A 19,862-nucleotide genomic window follows, 5' to 3' on the forward strand; every position below is an offset into this window, starting at 1 on the left:
GCTTCTTTAGATAATCATTTTAAGACTATTTAACGTAATCATAATGATGTGTAATCGTATATGACGCCCGAACTATGATTCTTTGAAGCTCCTGTAACCGATTTCAGACAGTTTACTTCGTTTCTCAGCCGCAATACTCCTAAAAAACCAAAGATTAAAGCTTCCTTGTAGTTGATGATTTTTTTATCCGGTATAATCAAATTGACAGTACTGTAATTTTGTATTCTTGTCAATAAATAATCATTAAATGCTCCGCCACCTGTTACTAAAACTTTGGATTCCTTTAAAAAATTATTACTCATTTGTCGAGCAATATGCTCTACAAAAGTGTGTAAAATATCCTGCGGCTTCAGATTTGAGGCTTCTAACCGAGGAAATATTTCTTCTTGAACCCATTCCAATCCTAATGATTTAGGTGCTGATTGTTGATAATATGCCAGTTGATCCAACTCTTCTGCCAACTTTTTTATATAATTTCCCGATTGAGCCATTTGTCCTTTATCATCATATTCAAGTCCCAAACGATTTGCATAATGATTCAATACAATATTTACAGGACAGATATCGTAGGCAACTCTTGCTCCTTTTTCATGATAGGATACATTTGCAAATCCTCCTAAATTCAAACAATAATCATATCCTTCAAACAACAACTCATCCCCAATGGGCACTAATGGCGCACCTTGTCCGCCAAGAGCAACATCTTGTACTCTAAAATCACACACTACTTTTTGTTGCAGTAATGTTGCTAGTTGACGTTGATTTCCTATTTGATAAGTAATTCCTTTTTCAGGTTGATGTAGAATTGTATGTCCATGTGAACATATTGCATCAATAGTTGTAATTTTTTGATTATCTATAAAAGAGCCAATAGCTTTTGCTAAATATTTCGTGTAGACAGCATCGAATGCTTCCAATTGTGCTGCGGAGTAATTAATTGCTTCTCGCAATTGTTGTTGCATAGGTTTTGAGTACGGAATTGTGATTGCTTTTTCTATAGAAAAAAACCATTTTTCTTTGTTCTCAAAATGTAAATAGGCTACATCTATACCGTCGAGAGATGTTCCCGACATTACTCCAATCACTTTATACATACTCATTCGGTAAAACTATTTATTTTATACCATATGTTTTTCAGTTTTAAGATAATCTTCACATTTTACAAAAAACTAGTATTTAGACAGATTAAAGATTCTTAGAAATTCGTATTGATTATTGAAAATCTGCTATTTTAAAATTATCTTTGTGCGACTTTTTTAAAAATTTATTAATTACTATATATACAGTTATGGATTTTAATCTTACAGAAGAACACATCATGATTCGTGATGCAGCGAGAGATTTTGCAAGAACTGAGTTGCTTCCAGGAGTCATAGAACGTGACAACAAACAGGAGTTTCCACAAGAATTAGTTCGCAAAATGGGTGAATTAGGTTTTATGGGAATTATGGTCGATCCTAAATATGGTGGAAGTGGTATGGACACAATCTCCTATATTTTAATCATGGAAGAACTTTCCAAAATTGACGCTTCTGCTTCTGTAATTGTATCTGTAAATAATTCTTTAGTTTGCTACGGATTAGAAGCATACGGATCAGAAGAACAAAAACAAAAATACCTAACAAAGTTAGCCACTGGAGAAAATGTAGGTGCATTTTGCTTGAGTGAGCCAGAAGCTGGTAGTGATGCAACCTCACAAAGAACAACAGCTATTGACATGGGTGATCATTATGTAATTAATGGAACTAAAAACTGGATTACAAGTGGAGGTCGTGCAGATGTTTATCTTGTTATAGCACAAACCGATAGAGATAAAGGGCACCGAGGAATCAATGCGTTTATCGTAGAAAGAGGAACTCCTGGTTTTGATATTGGTCCAAAAGAGGACAAGTTAGGAATTCGTGGAAGCGATACACATACATTACAATTCAATGATGTTAAAGTTCCAAAAGAAAACCGTATTGGAGAAGATGGTTTCGGGTTTAAATTTGCCATGAAAACACTTTCAGGTGGACGAATTGGAATTGCTGCTCAAGCACTAGGAATTGCTTCAGGAGCTTATGAATTGGCTAAAAAATATTCAAAAGAGCGTAAAGCTTTTGGTACTGAGATCGCAAATCATCAAGCAATTGCCTTCAAATTGGCAGACATGCATGTAGAAATAGAAGCTGCTCGTCATTTGGTTACGAAAGCTGCTTGGGATAAAGACAATGGCAATAACTATGACATGTCAAGCGCTATGGCCAAACTATACGCTTCAAAAGTAGCAATGGACACCACAGTCGAAGCGGTTCAAGTACACGGAGGAAATGGTTTTGTAAAAGAATATCACGTAGAACGCTTGATGCGTGATGCGAAGATTACTCAAATTTACGAAGGAACTTCTGAAATTCAGAAAATCGTAATCTCTAGAGGAATTTTGAAAGCATAAAAAATCTTTATTACTATAAAAAGCGTATGATAAAACTCATGCGCTTTTTTTTTATTTAAAACCGATATTCTCCTCCAACTCCTAAAGCATTCACGGTAACACTTCCTAGTTGATAATGCCTATAACCTCCATGAATTGCAAATCGTTTCATATAATACTTTGCTTGAAGTGTAAATTCATCTACAGATGAATTATTAATCAACGATTGTTTCCATAAAGAACTTATACTAAAAGGTGCATTCAAAAAAACTTCTAACCCAACTTGATAAGCAAATCCGGTTTCATCAACTCCATTTCCCACATATGAGGCTCCAACACCCCAAAATGCAGTTACATACTTTTCACGAACGCGATAAAAATTTAGCATAAACGAACTAATTCCTAGCTCGGAATCAGGTCTTGATTCAAAAAAATGCAAATGATTTGCTTCTAATCCTAGTATTGGAAGTACTCTAAAATTTACTTTTATATCATTCCCATAGAATTCTTTTCCGCTAGCAAATACGGTATTAGAGATTAGTAGCTGGCTTCTTTTTAACGCACCATCTTCTTCAAGAAATGCATATTCGCCATGTGATCCATTTGCATACGGATACTGATAAAAATAGCGTGTTTCCATGTTTCCGAAAAATATACCAACAGTAGCATGATATGCAATTTCTATAAAAACATCATCAAAAAAGCCTACACTATCATTACCATCACTGTCATCGTTCCAAGAACGTTCTGAACGCGTATCAGACGAAGAGCTCCCTGAAAGATCTTCTTTAGCTCTATTGAGCTTTCCTTGCGCGGCACAAAAATTAAAAAATAGGTAACATAGTGCGAATGATAGTGTAATTTTTGGCTTCATAATTTGGTTTTAATGTTGCAAAATGTCATCAAGAAAAGTGCCAAGCTGTTCTCAACGGTATACAATCATTAAAAATGTTTCAAAAAACCAACTTCAATCATTTCCTTCTTGAAAAACAGTAACCTGATTCTTATGAATAGCAATCGTTAACTGTGAGTTTTTTGCTTCATCGTAATAAATTTCCACTTCTTTAAATTCATTACCTATTTCGATAGTTGTCTTTGATGATTTCATTTAATTGTGTTTTTGGTTTTCATAAATATCATTCAAAAACCAACTTCAAGCAATACTCAATTATACTTATTTTTTGCTCCTCATTACACAGGAAAAAAGCGCAATCAACAGTTCGTAAAAAGTATTGTTTTTTAGAAACTTACCTCTCAAAAAATCATTTATAAAATCAACGAAAATCTTGTCTTATTTTAACTTTATGTAACATCTACCAAAAAAAATACACATATACTATTAAATTCTTTATCTTTAGAAATTGCTTACAAAAAGTAACTTTTCAAGCAAAACTAAGCTAAACATAAAAATAACATTCATTAACAAATAATAACTCATAGTATATGGCTGACGAATTTGATTTACTGGAAACTTCAGGAGCAGAACAACAACAAAAATCAAACGATAAGGTAGATTGGGGAAAAGCAATTGACCAAATGAAGTCAAAACTTGCCCAAGAAGATAGTCCAGAAGTACGTCAAAAAATATTAAATGCAACATTAGACAATGTTGTAGATATGGCTGAAAAAGATCGTACATCTTTATTGGATGCTATCAAAGATTTAACTGATTATCAAGATGAAGTTGGTATTATTTTCGAACGCTTCTCCACATTAAATGATGAAGAGCAACGTGTCATAGATAATGCACAAAAAGAACTGGAAAAAGCAGAAGCCGAATATCAAGAAGCTTTGAATAAGCCAGATACATGGTGGAATAATCTTTGGGGAAGAAAATCTCGAATTAAGCGTGAAAAAACCGAATTAGAACAAGCAAAAAAAGATAGAAAGTTTGCCGACTCTAAAGCTAAAGAAATGTTTCAAAAGCGAATTGAGAGTTCTGATACAGAAACATTACTTAAAGAATTATCATTCAAGAGTCAAGCCGCTGTAAAACGTTTAAAAGATCGTGAAGTGGAAATTAAAGAAGTGGAAGACAAACTTCAAGATGCCATTGTAGAAGCGAGTAAAAATCATACGAAAGCGTTAGAAAAGAAAAAAGAAACTGAAGACCAACTAGAGGAGCAAAAAGCGTTGTTGAGTCAAGCACGACAAGAATTAGAAGAAATTGTTGACAAGCAGTCTACTGCATATTCGGAAGCCTTAGCTAAAATTACAAAATTAGAGCAAAAAGTGGAAGAATTAGACGGTTTACGAACGGCTTACATTACCCTTGCTGCTAGTAAAGATAGTTTTGTGCACAAACATAATTTAACCATCAAAGTACTTACTTCATTACGCAGTAATTTACAAACGCACCGCGCAAAGCTAAAGTCAGATACCGAAGAACGTATTCGCTATTATGACGGTTATGTAGTTGCTTTAAAAGCTAGAACAGACCAAGAATTTGCTGCAATCTTAGAACATTTAGGAATTAAAACAGATGAAAAGATTGGAGAAACCTTAGCGGCTATGTATACAGCTAGTTCGAAAGCACGTCAAGATATGATGGAAAATATTCCAGTGCATGAAAAAGTAATGAAAGGAATTTACAGTAGTTATGCAGAATCCTTACAAGAAATTCGTGAAAAGGATATAGAAATTCGCAAAAATTTTGCCGATCGCTACGGAATTGACATGAAAGAATTATTCGAAGAATATTATAAAAACAACGAAAATCCATCTACAGGAAATGCTGACGGAGCTGGTGATTCTACCGGCGGAGGAAATGGTGCTCCAAAAAACGATGGCAATTCGGATGATCTTTTAGGATAACTTCCTCACATATTCTGCCTTTTCGTATAGAAGAATAGAAATGAATTAGTATATCATTACAAGAATGAATAGCATTGTAATTTGTAACTACAATTAGACAGATTACCGTTTTTTCTATGAATTTTCTTGTAATGATATATCAAAAAATATAGAAAATCATTTGAGCGTCAATTTCTAATTGGCGAACATGCCTACGAACTAAATAATTACGAAACACGATTGTTTTCATGTCCATAAACGAAATTATCACACCTTTAGATGCCGCAAAATTAGACTCTGATGCGCAATATGACCTGTATTACCGAATGGTCACACATGTATTAGATGAATTTGAAATCAATCTAGTGGAATGGAATCATTTTCGAATTTGCACTAAAGAAGAACTCAAAGCTTTAGAAGACTATTGCAAGCGACTTGCATTTTCCATCAAGGTTATGCAGCTTAAATATCGTTTTGACGAAGAACATCTAAAGGTTGATTTAACCGAATCTGGTTTTCCAAACTATTTGGAATTGCGCTATATTCATAATGATTTAGATTTAAAAGAAGAATTCAAAGCTAAATTTCCAGATGCAGAAACTTTCAAAGACAAGTTTATTCATCAATTAATGGTAAACAAAAAACACGTTGATAAACGTGACCTTTTTGAAGCTTCTTCTTCTCTATATTATAACAGAATTCAAGAAGATAAAATCTTTCAAAAATTTATCTGCGGAAGCATAAAAAAAACCAGCAGTACATTTGGAACATATGTTTTAGATTGGGCTTTTTATGATGTAACGCTCAACCGACCATTTATATGTTTCATGTATTTTGATGCCAAACTCGATGAAAAAATAGAGCAGGAAATTTACACTACTGTAAAAGATTGCGCTGATCGTTATTTGGATCTTGACAATATGGCGTATATGATTGATAAACGATTAAAAAATGTGCATCCAAGAAAAATAAAGCGTGTTGATTTGGGAATTTTACATAGCATTTTCTCTAAAGATGACCATGAAATCACGCATGCATTGCTCAAAGCGATTGCCCAAAAAGAAGTGCATCTACATTCTTTTTCACTAACCACTACGGTAGATACAATCACAGCAATCAATTCGTCAAAAGTTAGTAATGACTTACTATCGTTTAAAAAACAAGAAATTCAAGTTTGGAGTGAAATAACCAAACATCAATATATTTTGGCTCCGCATCGAGTAATTCAATTACTGTACGGAAAAATTCCAAAGACCATTATACATCTTCATCATGAACCTTTTGAAGTTGAAGAATTGCCTGAGCTATAACAACCTCTGCAAAAGCGATTAAACCTATACTAAAATAAATAATAAAAGCATACATGGAGAAACAACCGACTTTTCCTATCAAAAAAACTGAATTACAAATTCTGCGCGAAGAAGCTTCTTCCTTTATAAAAAGCATACATTGGGAGCAAGGTTACAAAGCGCGAAGTCGTGACGGCAATAAAGAACAAGAAGATATTCTTTTATACTTATCCAAAGTAAAAGGAAGTGACAACGGAAATGCTGTTTCTATTTCAAAAACAATTTTAAGCTTAAAAAAAAGATTACTCCCTGACTCTGTTGCCTTACCACTTGCATTAAACGAAACCTTGTTCAATTTGCAAGAAGCTATTGCAATTGGATTGTGGATTCGCGATAGCTATTATGATGCCTCTGGTTTGTCTATTCTTCATGAAAAACGAGCAGGACTTTCTACTGAACAACGTAAAGAATATGAATCAAAACAGCAAACGGCTACTGCATTTATGGTTTTCAGTTTGGCGTATTATGTAGTTTCTAAACTCAAAGAAAAAGCCTCAGAAGACAATACTGTGATGCACAATAAATTTGCTGGCATTCCTGAAGTATCACTTATTTCCCCAACAAAAGGAATCTCTTGCCAGTTATTTTACTACGATAAATACCTAAACCATCCAAACCTAATTAACTCTGAACAAGACGTAATTGATTTTACAGTTATGTATTTCGAAACATATTTGGATGAGATTGTACAACGAAAAGGGGCTTTAGATTATACCGATGTAATTACAGATAGAACCTATCAGCTTGAAGGTTCAGAATTTTCAATTGCTGGTTGGGAAACAGTTTTTACAGGAAATGCAACTAGTGTTGAATTCAATCCAATTCGTTTTGAACAAATTGTTGGAAACAAAGATGCCAAGCATTTTGCCAAGCGTTTGGTAGAGCGTTTGATGAGCTACGACATGACAACCAAACGAAATCCATTTCAAGAGTTGGGTGGTTTTATGCCTGTATTTATGGGATACGGAATTCCTGGAACAGGAAAAAGTATGTTAATTGCTGCCATTGCTACTATGTTAAAAGAGCGTTGCGACCACTTAAATATTCCGTTCTTATTTCATCCAATGCCAGACACTGTAGTTTCAACCTTTCAAGGTGGATCTGCCGAAAAAATGGTACAATGGATGAAACCTATGCAAGACCCTTCTCGCTTAATTTTTGCACCGATTGATGACGCCGAAAACAACTTGCAAGAACGTACCGCACAAGGTGTTTCTGCGGGTGTTAAAGAAGTGATTGGAGTTTTTCTTCGCTACACAGAAGGCGCATATGCAGTAAATCATGGAAATAGTTCAATAGGTTTATTTACGAATTTACCTGAACAGCTAGACAAAGCGGTAATTTCAAGAATCCAAGGCCGTTTCAAAATTGATGGTGCACGCACAGAGCATGACTTTTTAGATCAAGATTATATTTGGTGGTCTAAAATCGAAAAAACAGTGCCGGGTTTTGTTGGGATGAAAAATCATCCAAACTATCAATACTTAAGTGACCAAGCTTTAGCAAAAAATGCAGGAGAAATCCTTGGGCAATTAGACAGACCTTCGGAAGAAAAAATTGCGACTATTTACAATCAAGTGCTAACAAAAGATTCACTGGACTCACATACATTCTATTCAAGTTTGTATGGCGCTGTTCAAAAGGAGTTTCCATTTTTCTCTTCACGAGACATTCGAAACATTCAAAGTGCAATTTCATTACGATTGACTGACTTTAACCTTCCAGAAGATTGGTTTGAAAATCCGGAGTTATATTTCTTAAAAGATTACGACACCAAATTAGGAATGCTTAAAGAGCTAATGACAGAAAACATGAAAGGATTGAACTTTGCTGATATTCGAAAACAAGAAGTTATTCGTTATTTAGACAATGTAGCAACTATTGCAGATACTGATTTTTCTCGCAAAGTAGAGCAACAGATTACTCAGATTAAAATTGCAGCAGAAGCTCGTAATCGTTTCGAAAAAAGGAATGTAACTGACATGAAAAATCGTTGACATATAGTTCTTAAAACGCCTTGAGTTTGAATAAAACACTTAAAATCGTATTCATTATCGCTGTTTCTTTAGTAGCTGTCGTTTTCTTGCTCAACAAAACAGGCATGTATGCTTTTTACAGCATTCCAACCACTGGTAATGAACCCAATATCAAGTACCATGATTTTATTGCAGTTTCCAATTTAATTACTCCAAAAAGAGGTGATTTTGTCTCCTATGTGTTTGATTGCCCTACATATGGAAAAGTTTCACAAATCCATCGATTATGCGGTGTAGAAAATGATACAATTCAAATTACAAATGGCGAATTATTTGTAAATGGAAAAAGTTTTGACAAAAATTACAACTTACTACACGCCTATCTTTTGGACAAAGCACAATACAAACTCTTACAAGACCCTACAATAGAATATTTTCCAATTTCTTCCGATAAAGGTGACGATTTGCTTCTTACTTTTGTGGAAGATGTAGATGCCCGAAACTTTAACTTACACACAGCACGTTATCGTGACTTGAAAACAATTCCAAATCCAAGAATTAAAGAAATCTATCAACAACCATGGAACAAAGATCATTTTGGTCCGTTGATTATCCCCAAAGGAAAAATATTTGTATTGGGTGACAATCGCGACAATTCGATTGATAGTCGCATTTTGGGTTTAATTGATACCAATGCACTTACAGGCGTATATCAAAACACACTATTCAATTTAAAATAGATTTAAAAAAACGTAGCTTTTAAACATCTGTAACAAAACATATAAATTTCTTACTCATATAATATGAGATATGCTTTTTTGAGAACTTAAAAGAACCTTTTTTATTCATCAGAAAACTATAAATAATTGTATTTTTATAGCACTTTGAAACCGAATACATGGAAAAATTAAAACGATCTGAATTATTTGGCGCTGCATTAGTTCCTATTACAGGAGCTTTGGTTGAGCGTTATAATAAATGTTTGTTGTATATAGGAACCACACCAACAAATTTATCAAGTTTTCATATTGATGCTATGGGTTGGAGTCCGGAGATTGCCGAAGAAAAAAATGATTTTCTCTATTTGAATTCAGGAGAAGCTAACCCAAATGCAATCATTCTTTCGCCAAAGCAAAATGAAAAACCTGCGTATTCGCCATTCCACAGTTTTGATAGAGAAATTATGAATTCTGTGTTTAAAGAACATAAACTTGCTATTAAAGATATAACACGTGATGCTGCTATTTGTGTAGATTTAAATCAATACATAGATGCATTCTATGAACCTGAAGATCTATTAAATTACAACCAAATCACAGTAGGTTTTACTGTTGTAGATGATTTATATAGCATACAACAACAACAATTAGAACTCATTCGTGAGTTTCGTGAAGAAGATAATTTTTTAGACGAAAGTCTACATTTAAAAATTCTAGCTTCTGCAAGAAAGTATGGCGACCTTCGCTCACGTACGCTTACAATGGAAAGTATTGATTACAAAACCAGTTCATTTTACACCAAGGCCTTTGGAGGCGTATTTGTTTTTAGAAGATATGGAAGTGGTAAAAACATTTTAATCTTTGAATCAAAAGAAGAAGCCGAAAAAGTAGAAACCTCTAGTCAAACACAAGCTTTTCATATTGAAGACAAACGTTATTTCAGTACTTTGGCTGCTGAAAAAATGATTGTACTTGACCCTGAGGTTAGTGTTCAATCTGGCTATTTTGAACGTGTGAAAAAAGCTATTTTTTTATCACAAATCAAAGATCCAACACATGACATGAGTGCCATTTTACAAAATCCAAATGTATATAAAAGATATTTAAATAGCTTATCGATTCAATCGCGAAAGAAACTAGTAATATTAGATCGATTGCAAGCCAATTCTTCTGATGAAAATGCGCTCACTATTGAAGGCGGATTGACTCCTGAAGTACTTGCTTGTATTCAAATTCCATCTCCAGAATTACCTATGAATGAACAAGAACTGGTATGGAAGCTTATTGTAAAAACAACAAACTTTAAAGATCCGTTATTCTTGTATTGGTATGACAAAGAAACTTTTTATAAAGAATATACCTCTTGGGACGAATCTTATAAAGATTGGGTTATTAATTTAATTAAACAAAACACCTGGAACTCATGAACTTATTAGAACTTATCATATTCATTTCGAGCATAGTTTTTGGAATTTCCCTGTATTGGTTGGAAGCAAAAAACAATAAACTATACCGAATGTTTGACAAAATGGTTAATTCCAAAGAATTGCAAATGCCTGTGCATAGCAAAAAAGGGTTTATCGTTAAGCGAGGATTTATTCCAAGACTAATCTTTGTGAATGTACTACTCATTATAGGGCTCATTATTATTTTAGTGCTGCCTTTAATTAAAAGCGCAGGGCTTCAATATCATTATGTCTCCGCATTATTAGGAATGATGATTGGAATTTACATTGCTAATTTCATTATTGATGTAAAGGACAAATCAGAAGATTTTATTGATAAAGTAGTCGATTCTGGAAAAGACTTTCTAGACGATATCAAAGAAAAAGGCAAAGAAGCAGCCTCTAGTTTTTCATCTGATAAAAAAGAAGAAAGCACAAAAACCAATCACACCTCTGAAACGAATGAAAAAAGTGCCAGAGAACGTTTGAAAGATAAAGGACTATTAAAATAGAAACTATGTTAAAAAGATATTGGAATAAAGGAACCAAGCAAAAAACAATCTTAATCATTATAGGGTTGATTCTTTTCTGCACGTTGTTCATTTTGAGAGACGACTACCAACCGTTTTTATTGTTCATACGCAAGTACCTATTCATATTACTACTGTTTGCTGCGATTATTTACTTAGGAATACGTTCGTTTCGTAAAGCTACTACAGCTTTAAAAAAAATCTTTAGAGCAATTTTAACCATTGCTTCCATTGCAGTAATCTATGTACTCTTATGGAATGTTGGGATGTATGATTACATGCAAACCTACAATGTTTTTAATGATATGAATTTGCAAGAAATTTCAAAACTACCGTTAAGTAGAAATGAGCGAATTCAACCATACAATAACATTCGAACAATGGCATACGAGTCTATTTCTGAAACACAAGAAGTTTCCACACCGCAACTAGTTCGTGTAGATGATCGCAATCAATGGACAATGGCTGTACAGCCTTCGCAAGAATATTTTATCCAACGAACCAAAGACAATATTGAAGAGTTATTCTCTGTATCAAGTACGTCTCCTTCTCCTCGCTTTTCAAGTGAGAACAGAATTCAAGCGACATTTTCCATTGGTGAATCACTAGCATTCAGCAGAAATACGTATAATGCGGTTGTACAACGCTTCAATCCGTGGCAATTATTTAATTATGAACCACACGAAGCATATTACATGAAAAACGATCAAGGAAATTGGGTACAAGTAGTAAGTTTAATTAAATGGAAAGGATTCTTTTTTCCTTATCCCACATTTGGAGGCGTGATGGTTCTAGAAGCTGGCGACCATGATTTTAACGACTATTTAGAACGCCTTCTTATTGGAAAAGGAACTTATATTTCTGCAGAAGATGTACAAAAATATCCGTATTTACAACGTCAAAATACTTTATCTGAAAAAGTATCTCGTTTACAAGCAAAATCAATGATGTTTTTAGGTGGTTTTACAGATCCACTTCCGTGGAATAAAAAGACGGCTGTTAAAATTCCTGATCTTGTAGAAGATCAAAACCAGCAACCTTTTGTGACTGATTTTAAATTTTCAGGAACAGTCAACAATGCGTATGATGGTTTATATCATTGGTTTGGACTAGAACCGATTGGTGACGAACGTACAAGTTTGTCTATCAGTGTTTTCATTCCTGCTGATGGAAGTAAAAAAGTGTACTATTACAATCACGCTAGCCGAAAAGAAGGATTGGCAGGTGTTTCTGCCATGCCTGCAAAAGTAATGGAATCTAAAAAATCGTATGATTGGACTGTAAATAAACCTGTAGAGTTCAGACCTTTTATTAGAGATATTGCCGGAAAAAGACGTCTATTTATGCTAAGTACCATCGCCGCAAAACGCGAAAACAGCGATCAATTTGATGGCGGTTCAACACCTGATCTCGCTTTAGTAGATGTTTCGTATAAGGATGTAGTTTGGATTGATGCAAAGCATCCATCACAATGGAACACTGAAATTTTGAACCAATTGGGAGAAACTTGGAAAGATTCTGAACAATTATCAGATAGTGATTTATATCCTGACAAGGAAAACACGGAACGACTTAGTATAGTTGATACGATTTCCGTTCAAAAAGAGAACATAGTAGCTGATAGTTTGGCAATTCAAAAAGATAGCATTAAACACTAATTTTGCTTTTTTAACTACTTAATAAAAAACGTTGTTCTATATAAAAACAGCGTTTTTTTATTTTAAAGGAATTGTAAGTACAACTTCTGTTCCACTAGGTTTTTTATGCTGATCTTTTAGGTCTAAAAAATGTACTGAAAAACTATTTTTAAAGTCTTTTACAAAATTTGCCAGTCTATTTTTAGTCAGCGCAATTCCAATAGACTTTCGCTTTACAATTTTTTCACTGGCAATTTTTTGAGCTGCTTCACGCCCAATTCCATTGTCAATAATAGAAATTGTTACAAAATCATCTTTTGTTTTTTTAACCACTAACTTAATATTTTTTTCTCCCTTTTTAGAAGACAAACCATGCCATAATGCATTTTCTAGAAACGGCTGTAATACTAAGGATGGAATTTTGATTTGATCAAGATCTATATCTTCATCAACTAATACTTCAAAATTAATTTCATTGGAAAAACGAATATTTTCAATACTCATATACAAATCCATCGTTTCCAATTCGTCACTTAGTGAAACTACTTTTACTCGAGAAGCATCTAAAATTTTTCGAATAAGCTTAGCAAATTTGTTTAAGTAATGTACTGCATTTTTCTGCTCATTGCTAATAATATATTGTTTGATAGAATTAAGAGAGTTAAACACAAAATGTGGGTTCATTTGGCTACGCAGCATATCTTGCTCTAGTGTCAGGATCTTTTTCTCGTTATTAAGCAGTCGTTGTCGGTACAAAATGTAAATCATGATTGCAAGAAAGGCAAATACAATACTGCTTGTTATCCAAATACTTTTATTCCTTTTTAAAGTTTGCTTAACTGTTTGATTTTCTTTTTCTAGCGTTTCAATTTGTGTGCTAATTTTTTTAGTATCATACTTTACAATAAGGTCATTTACATATTTAAAATTCTTCTCATTAGTAATTTCTTCATTAAGCTCGTATGACTTCTTTTGAAACTCCAATGCCTCCTTGTAATGACCTTCTTCTTCTGCTACGACAGATAAACGCCCATAGCTTTCTGCAATAGCACTTTTCAGATTGTACTCTTTAGAAAGAGCCAGTCCTTCATTTAAATATTTTTTAGCTTCTTGGTAATTTTTTAATTCTAAATGTGCCCAGCCTAAGTTTGTATAGACTCCCGAAAGGTGAAATTTATCTCGTAATCCTTTCGCTTTTTCAAAAGTAGAAGATATTATTTCGATGGCTTCATTATACTTTTGTTGCTTTATGTAAATTCGACCAATTGTATTATTGCAAATTACACGTCCCAAATCAGAATCGATTTCGTTATTATAACGCAACGATTCTTTGTAATCAGCAAGCGCTCCTTCTAGGTCACCTTTGGCTTCTTTTACATATCCAATATTGTGGTAATTAATTGCTAATCCTAGCTTATTACCAACACTTTCTTCTATTTTCATAGACTTTGTAAATCGCTGAACAGCCAAGTCATACTGTTCTAACACTAAAAAAATATTTCCCATACTATTTAGTGAAACTGCAATACTTCTATTTACTGATTCGGTACGATTTTCAATAGTTTCTGCCAAAGCTAATGCCTCTTGATGGTAATCTAATGCTGTTCGAATATCATCTATTCGGCGATACACTACACCTAGCATATTTAACGCATTGACACGAAGTTCCTTGTCTCCCGCTTCTGTCGCTTTTTCTAGTGCTTTTTGGTGAAATTCAATTGCTTTATCATATTGAGAAGTATTTCTGCAATAAATTCCTATGGCATTCAGCGCATAACTTTCTCCTTGAAGATATTCGTTGTTGTGGTATACGTTAATTAAATATTGAAGTTGTAACGAATCTCTAGTATAGACTTTAAGTTTCTCGTTAATTTCGAAGTACGCTGTTGGTCTTTTTACCAACAAGGCATGTGCCTCTTTCACAAAAGTACTATCTGAAGTTTGTGAAAAACATATCATTGTAAAAAATAGGGCAAGAATGAACAGTGTTGCATTCTTATTAAAATGGCGCATACACTTCTAATTTTCTTATAATTTCTCTAAAAAAGCGGCTTTTCGTTGTCTTGAAATTGGTATTTTATGATTTGAGACCAAAATCACATATCCATCAGACTTAATAAATTCTTTAATCTTGTCTAAATTCACAATATAAGAGTTATGAATTCTGAAAAATCGTTCATCTGGCAACATTGAATTGACTTCTTTTAGTTTTTTAGTTAAGACGATTTTTTTTGAATTATTCAAGTACAGTGTACTATAATTCCCATCCGACTCGGCAAAAAGCAAATCATCCAAGTCTAAAAAAATTAATTTCCCATCAGTATTAATTGTAATTCGTTTTTTATTGAACCTACTATTATAATCTGACAAGATACGCTCAAATTTTTCAGTCGAGACATCATTTCTGGATATATACTTTTTAACCTTTGAAATCGCAATTTTTAAATCGTCCATATCAATAGGTTTCAACAAATAATCGATGGCTTCTTCTTTAAGTGCCTTGATTGCATATTCATTGTATGCTGTTGTAATGATTACAGCAAAATCTTTTGATTTTAATCTATTTAGAAATTGAAACCCGTCCATTGTTGGCATTTCTATATCCAAAAAAATACAATCGCAAGGCGTTTTTTCAATATATACTAAAGCTTCTTCAGGATCCGTAAATTTTGCTAGAATTTCTAGTTCATCAGAAAAATTATCTAATTCCCATGAAAGGCTTTCTAGTGCTTTAGGTTCGTCATCAATTAAAATCGCTCTGAGCATACATATTTGCTTTTTATTAGTCTAAAGGTACACTTTTTACACATATTTCTTATGTAGTTCGTATCATTGGTGTAAAAATATGTATATGCGGTTTGGTTTTTTAAATAAATAACAGACAAGGGTATTTTCACTGTTTTTACGCATTAACAGGTTATACAACTTTTAAATCCATCTATACAAAAATCACTCGTTGCATGTCTTTCATATTCTATATTTGAGTCAATCAAACTACTCCCAAATTTTAGATGATCGCCCTAATGTTATGATATATGATTTTTAATCACATCAATACAATTATCTAATAACTAAACAATCAAACATCAAAGTAATGAAAAGAATTACACTATTTTTAACACTTGTTTGCTTCATATTTTCTGTGCAGGCAAACAATATCAGGGTAAATAATATTTCTCTGGAGAATTTAAATGAAGTATCCAATTGGGTTCATGTAGAATTTGATGTAGCTTGGGACAATTCTTGGAGAATTAGCTCAGGTCCTTCTAACTGGGATGCTGCATGGGTTTTTGTAAAATATAGAGTTAATAATGGAGCATGGACTCATGCAATTGTAAGCCAAGCAAACTCAGTCGCTGCGGCAGGTAGCACTTTAGATGTCACCTCTGATGGCATGGGTGCTTTTATCTATAGAGATAGTGACGGGAGTGGAAATGTAAATTTTCAAAACGTACAGCTTCGCTGGAATTTTGGCGCAACAGATACGAATGATATTATAGACATTCAAGTATTTGCCATTGAAATGGTATATGTTCCTCAAAGTGCTTTTTACGTAGGTGGAACAACAGGAAGTGAATCTAATAAATTTTATGCTGGAGGTTTTTCTACAAGTTCGTCATTTCAAATTACTTCCGAAGCTGCTATCACCATAGCAAATACTTCGGGAAATTTATACTATACTGGAGACAGTGCGAGTGGTGGAGATCAAACCGGAACACTTGGAGCTGCTTTCCCAAAAGGGTTTAATGCCTTTTACTGTATGAAATATGAGGTTACCGAAGCCCAATGGTTAGGCTTTTTTAATAGCTTAACCGAAACACAAAAAACCAACAGAGATGTAACAGACGCAAATCACAAAAACAGTGACAGTGTTGTCAGTCGAAATACCATTTCTTGGACAGGAGGATCAGCAAGTGCTACAACTTCTGCACCTGATAGAGCTTGTAGTTATTTAAGTCCTGGAGATATAAATGCTTATATGGATTGGACAGGAATGCGCCCTATGACTGAATTGGAATACGAAAAAGCCTGTCGCGGTCCTGTACTACCAAAACCAGGAGAATTTGCGTGGGGAAGTGCTAATATCGCTTCAAATGCATATACGTTAGTGAACTCAGGTTTTTCAAGTGAACGTGTTTCAAATCCGGAAACGAATACTGGAAATGCAATTTATGCTGATACTAACGGAACGATTAGTGGCCCTTTACGTAATGGAATTTTTGCCGCAAGTGCCGTAAATAATAATCGTGAAGAAACTGGTGGCACATACTATGGTATCATGGAAATGTCTGGAAACTTATATGAACGTTGTGTGACTGTTGGAACTGCTCAAGGACGTAATTTTACAGGTGTTCATGGTAATGGAATCATTAGCTCTACTGGTAATGGAACTGCTATCAATTGGCCAAATAATTCTACAGGAGATGGTTACAGCTATCGAGGAGGAAGTTGGTTGAATGGATCTGACTTCATTAGAGTTTCTGATAGATTTGATGGTGCGTCTGTAATTGGAACAGGCAATAACCGATTAGGCTTTAGAGCTGTAAGAACTGCACCTTAAAAGTACGGAGATGAAAAGAAAAATTATTTTCTTACTATATATTTCTCTCCTGTACAGTTTGCAAATATCGGCACAGTTCAACGGGTCTAATGGTGATGGATATGACAAAGAAGAATTATCAGCCACAACCTTAACCAATACTTCGCTAACAATAATGTACTTAGGTAGTAATGGAGATGGATATGACGCAAGGGCTTTAAATGCTACAACTTTGCAAAATACACCATTATTTGTGTTATATTCAGGAGGAAATGGTGATGGGTATGATGATACTTCTCTCAACGCAACGACGCTACAAAACACGCCTCTATTTGCTTTATATTCGGGAGGAAATGGTGATGGATTTGATGAAAAAAGTCTAAACGCTACCACTTTACAGAATGCTCCTTTATTCGCATTGTATTCTGGAGGAAACGGTGACGGGTATGATGATACTTCTCTCAATGCAACAACGCTACAAAATACTCAATTATTTGTATTGTATTCAGGAGGAAATGGTGACGGATATGATGATACTTCTCTTAATGCAACAACGCTACAAAATACTCAATTATTCGTGTTGTATTCAGGAGGAAATGGTGATGGATTTGATGTAGATCAAGAAACAGGTTTTTTAAATCCGAATCAAATTGTAGACTTACGAATCCAAGCTAAGGCTCTACTTCAAGGCCCCATATTGAGTCCAAATGATGATGGATTAATGAATGATGATCTTCGGATAGGAAACTTAATTCCGAAAATAAGCCCATATGATGCAGGTACATCTATACCAAATTCAGATGTGTTTAATAATGGAGGTATTTCTGGAACAGGTTTAATGGCAGATAATATTGTAGATTGGGTATTAGTAGAAATTCGAGACAGTTCTGACAATACGTTAATAGTTGACGAAACGTCTGCTCTATTACAACGTGATGGAGATATTGTAAGCTTAGACGGGACTTCAGATGTTATTTTACGAGGAATGACAGGGAATTATTTTATTACTATACGCCATAGAAATCATTTAGCAATGATGACACAAAGTACAATAGCGCTATCTGTAGTTCCTACTAGTGTTGACTTTACGAACAGTGGTCTTGCTACTTATGGAAGTAATGCACGTGTACAACTGGCAAATGGAACAATGGCAATGTGGTCAGGAAATGTAAACGGAGATACTATTATTCAATATTCAGGAACTACTCCTGATTCACCAAGTATTTTATCATTAGTGCTCAATGATCCTGGAAACTTCCTAAACTTCCCTACGTATATAGTGAACGGATACAATACACATGATATTGATATGGATGGAAACACTCAATATACCGGAACATCTCCAGACACGCCAATAATATTACAAAATGTATTAATCCACCCAGGAAATTTCCTAAATTTTAGTACATATCAAATTTTAGAACAATTACCAGAAAATTAAAATTATGAAAAAAGCAATCAACATATTAATATTGAGTTTTATCTATTTTTTAGCTACATCACTAAAAGCTCAAGATGGCTACACCTATACGTTTCAACATAATGGAGCTTATAACTTTACTGTACAAGCAGTACCAAATACAAGTTCAAATACATTTGCCCCGTTAGTACAAAGCTATGGATTTACAATTATAGTACCTGATGGAGTTACAATTGATACTGGATCTGCTACTTCGTTAGGAGGTGGTGCTAGTGCTACATTCTTTGATGGCACCAATGTAGGAATGCCTTCAATTGATGGATATTTAATAACAGAAACTTTGGGGAGTCCTGCTACATATCCAGCTCCTTCAACCGCAACCAACACAAACGTGTACACATTTACAGTAAATGGAAGTCCAACTAGTGGAACTATATATATTTTAGAAAACAATTCTGCTTTGGCAAACTCAGTAACACCCTTAAAGTCATTTAAGCAAGCAGACATGATAGATGATGGTACTACGGTTTTTGTAAACGTAGTCGATCCAAATTCTGCTGCTGTATCTGGAATGAGTACATTCAATTTCAATACACTATCTGTGGAAGAAACAAATGAATTAGATACTTTATCATTGTATCCAAATCCAGCCAGTGATATTGTAAAAATAATAACCCCTGAACGCGTAAATAATATAGAAATTGAAATCTATGACAACTCAGGAAAACTAATTCATCTTCAATTATCAGAAGAAAATACAATTGATGTGAGCAATATTGCTTCCGGTCTGTACTTAGTTACAATAACATCTGATGATTTGAAAATAACTAAAAAGCTTATTGTAAAATAATAAGCTTCTATTTTTTGTTTCGCAAAGCCTCTTAGCAACCTAAGAGGTTTTTTTATAGCTATAAAAGGCTATTTCCACAAAAGTTATACAGTCAGTATAGCAGTATAAAAATATTTAACTATAATAAAATTAAATGTAGTGTTTACAAAAGAATCATAAAAAGAAAAAGGAATAACTTGATTTTAAGGAATAG

Annotated in this window: 16 protein-coding genes; 11 read left to right on the top strand and 5 right to left on the bottom strand. The window is 33.9% G+C overall.

Annotated elements, in window-relative coordinates:
- Window positions 1-38: 38 nt before the first annotated feature.
- Entirely contained in the window at window positions 39-1,100 is a 1,062-nt protein-coding gene (locus AA088_RS11805; protein WP_046745196.1) for an anhydro-N-acetylmuramic acid kinase, read from the bottom strand.
- A gap of 188 nt (window positions 1,101-1,288) precedes the next feature.
- On the opposite strand from AA088_RS11805, the gene AA088_RS11810 reads away from it, so the two are divergent.
- Window positions 1,289-2,431: an acyl-CoA dehydrogenase gene (locus tag AA088_RS11810; RefSeq protein WP_046745197.1), complete on the top strand. Its 1,143-nt coding sequence runs from the start codon at window positions 1,289-1,291 to the stop codon at window positions 2,429-2,431.
- 55 nt (window positions 2,432-2,486) lie between these two features.
- Here the strand turns inward: AA088_RS11810 and AA088_RS11815 are convergent, their stop codons facing one another.
- Together AA088_RS11815 and AA088_RS18360 are read right to left on the bottom strand one after the other, a co-directional pair.
- Entirely contained in the window at window positions 2,487-3,284 is a 798-nt protein-coding gene (locus tag AA088_RS11815) for a hypothetical protein (protein ID WP_046745198.1), read from the bottom strand.
- Window positions 3,285-3,377: 93 nt separating this feature from the next.
- Entirely contained in the window at window positions 3,378-3,518 is a 141-nt protein-coding gene (locus tag AA088_RS18360) for a hypothetical protein (protein WP_157547173.1), read from the bottom strand.
- Window positions 3,519-3,853: 335 nt separating this feature from the next.
- On the opposite strand from AA088_RS18360, the gene AA088_RS11820 reads away from it, so the two are divergent.
- From AA088_RS11820 to AA088_RS11850, 7 genes are all read left to right on the top strand, one after another.
- Window positions 3,854-5,224 (top strand): coiled-coil domain-containing protein, encoded by a 1,371-nt coding sequence (locus AA088_RS11820; protein ID WP_046745199.1) that lies wholly within the window; start codon window positions 3,854-3,856, stop codon window positions 5,222-5,224.
- A gap of 227 nt (window positions 5,225-5,451) precedes the next feature.
- Window positions 5,452-6,513, top strand: coding sequence for a hypothetical protein (locus tag AA088_RS11825; protein ID WP_046745200.1), 1,062 nt, complete (start codon window positions 5,452-5,454; stop codon window positions 6,511-6,513).
- A 53-nt stretch (window positions 6,514-6,566) separates the two neighbouring features.
- Window positions 6,567-8,549, top strand: a complete 1,983-nt coding sequence (locus AA088_RS11830) for an AAA family ATPase (RefSeq protein ID WP_046745201.1) — start codon at window positions 6,567-6,569, stop codon at window positions 8,547-8,549.
- A gap of 26 nt (window positions 8,550-8,575) precedes the next feature.
- Window positions 8,576-9,268, top strand: a complete 693-nt coding sequence (lepB, locus tag AA088_RS11835; RefSeq protein WP_162199689.1) for a signal peptidase I — start codon at window positions 8,576-8,578, stop codon at window positions 9,266-9,268.
- 158 nt (window positions 9,269-9,426) lie between these two features.
- Window positions 9,427-10,674, top strand: coding sequence for a DUF6638 family protein (locus AA088_RS11840; protein ID WP_046745203.1), 1,248 nt, complete (start codon window positions 9,427-9,429; stop codon window positions 10,672-10,674).
- The gene (locus AA088_RS11845) at window positions 10,671-11,204 is read left to right on the top strand and encodes a YtxH domain-containing protein (RefSeq protein ID WP_046745204.1); all 534 of its coding nucleotides are present in this window, start codon (window positions 10,671-10,673) and stop codon (window positions 11,202-11,204) included. Before AA088_RS11840 ends, AA088_RS11845 begins: the two co-directional genes overlap by 4 nt.
- A gap of 5 nt (window positions 11,205-11,209) precedes the next feature.
- On the top strand, window positions 11,210-12,880 hold the full coding sequence (locus tag AA088_RS11850) for a hypothetical protein (protein ID WP_046745205.1): 1,671 nt from the start codon (window positions 11,210-11,212) through the stop codon (window positions 12,878-12,880).
- Window positions 12,881-12,937: 57 nt separating this feature from the next.
- On the opposite strand, the gene AA088_RS11855 is transcribed toward AA088_RS11850, so the two are convergent.
- Both AA088_RS11855 and AA088_RS11860 read right to left on the bottom strand, forming a co-directional pair.
- Window positions 12,938-14,872, bottom strand: a complete 1,935-nt coding sequence (locus AA088_RS11855) for a tetratricopeptide repeat-containing sensor histidine kinase (RefSeq protein WP_046745206.1) — start codon at window positions 14,870-14,872, stop codon at window positions 12,938-12,940.
- A 15-nt stretch (window positions 14,873-14,887) separates the two neighbouring features.
- On the bottom strand, window positions 14,888-15,625 hold the full coding sequence (locus tag AA088_RS11860; RefSeq protein ID WP_046745207.1) for a LytR/AlgR family response regulator transcription factor: 738 nt from the start codon (window positions 15,623-15,625) through the stop codon (window positions 14,888-14,890).
- A 328-nt stretch (window positions 15,626-15,953) separates the two neighbouring features.
- Between AA088_RS11860 and AA088_RS11865 the strand changes: the two genes are divergently transcribed.
- Genes AA088_RS11865 through AA088_RS17695 form a run of 3 tightly spaced genes read left to right on the top strand, consistent with a single transcriptional unit; the run spans window position 15,954 to window position 19,669 of the window.
- Window positions 15,954-17,420, top strand: a complete 1,467-nt coding sequence (locus tag AA088_RS11865; RefSeq protein WP_046745208.1) for an SUMF1/EgtB/PvdO family nonheme iron enzyme — start codon at window positions 15,954-15,956, stop codon at window positions 17,418-17,420.
- 10 nt (window positions 17,421-17,430) lie between these two features.
- A complete protein-coding gene (locus AA088_RS11870; protein ID WP_157547175.1) occupies window positions 17,431-18,840 on the top strand; it encodes a hypothetical protein in 1,410 nt (469 codons plus the stop codon).
- Between the two features lie 4 nt (window positions 18,841-18,844).
- Window positions 18,845-19,669, top strand: a complete 825-nt coding sequence (locus tag AA088_RS17695) for a T9SS type A sorting domain-containing protein (protein WP_052752881.1) — start codon at window positions 18,845-18,847, stop codon at window positions 19,667-19,669.
- Window positions 19,670-19,862 lie beyond the last annotated feature (193 nt).

This window comes from Kordia zhangzhouensis (assembly GCF_001005305.1).
In the GTDB taxonomy this organism is placed as follows: domain Bacteria; phylum Bacteroidota; class Bacteroidia; order Flavobacteriales; family Flavobacteriaceae; genus Kordia; species Kordia zhangzhouensis.

Bases quoted from the DNA above. Each gene is read 5' to 3' on its own strand.
- AA088_RS17695 (WP_052752881.1), top strand. From the start codon at position 18,845: ATGAAAAAAGCAATCAACATATTAATATTGAGTTTTATCTATTTTTTA.
- AA088_RS11830 (WP_046745201.1), top strand. From the start codon at position 6,567: ATGGAGAAACAACCGACTTTTCCTATCAAAAAAACTGAATTACAAATT.
- AA088_RS11860 (WP_046745207.1), bottom strand. From the start codon at position 15,625: ATGCTCAGAGCGATTTTAATTGATGACGAACCTAAAGCACTAGAAAGC.
- AA088_RS11855 (WP_046745206.1), bottom strand. From the start codon at position 14,872: ATGCGCCATTTTAATAAGAATGCAACACTGTTCATTCTTGCCCTATTT.
- AA088_RS11825 (WP_046745200.1), top strand. From the start codon at position 5,452: ATGTCCATAAACGAAATTATCACACCTTTAGATGCCGCAAAATTAGAC.
- AA088_RS11865 (WP_046745208.1), top strand. From the start codon at position 15,954: ATGAAAAGAATTACACTATTTTTAACACTTGTTTGCTTCATATTTTCT.
- AA088_RS11805 (WP_046745196.1), bottom strand. From the start codon at position 1,100: ATGAGTATGTATAAAGTGATTGGAGTAATGTCGGGAACATCTCTCGAC.
- AA088_RS18360 (WP_157547173.1), bottom strand. From the start codon at position 3,518: ATGAAATCATCAAAGACAACTATCGAAATAGGTAATGAATTTAAAGAA.
- AA088_RS11820 (WP_046745199.1), top strand. From the start codon at position 3,854: ATGGCTGACGAATTTGATTTACTGGAAACTTCAGGAGCAGAACAACAA.
- AA088_RS11870 (WP_157547175.1), top strand. From the start codon at position 17,431: ATGAAAAGAAAAATTATTTTCTTACTATATATTTCTCTCCTGTACAGT.
- AA088_RS11850 (WP_046745205.1), top strand. From the start codon at position 11,210: ATGTTAAAAAGATATTGGAATAAAGGAACCAAGCAAAAAACAATCTTA.
- AA088_RS11815 (WP_046745198.1), bottom strand. From the start codon at position 3,284: ATGAAGCCAAAAATTACACTATCATTCGCACTATGTTACCTATTTTTT.
- AA088_RS11840 (WP_046745203.1), top strand. From the start codon at position 9,427: ATGGAAAAATTAAAACGATCTGAATTATTTGGCGCTGCATTAGTTCCT.
- AA088_RS11810 (WP_046745197.1), top strand. From the start codon at position 1,289: ATGGATTTTAATCTTACAGAAGAACACATCATGATTCGTGATGCAGCG.
- AA088_RS11845 (WP_046745204.1), top strand. From the start codon at position 10,671: ATGAACTTATTAGAACTTATCATATTCATTTCGAGCATAGTTTTTGGA.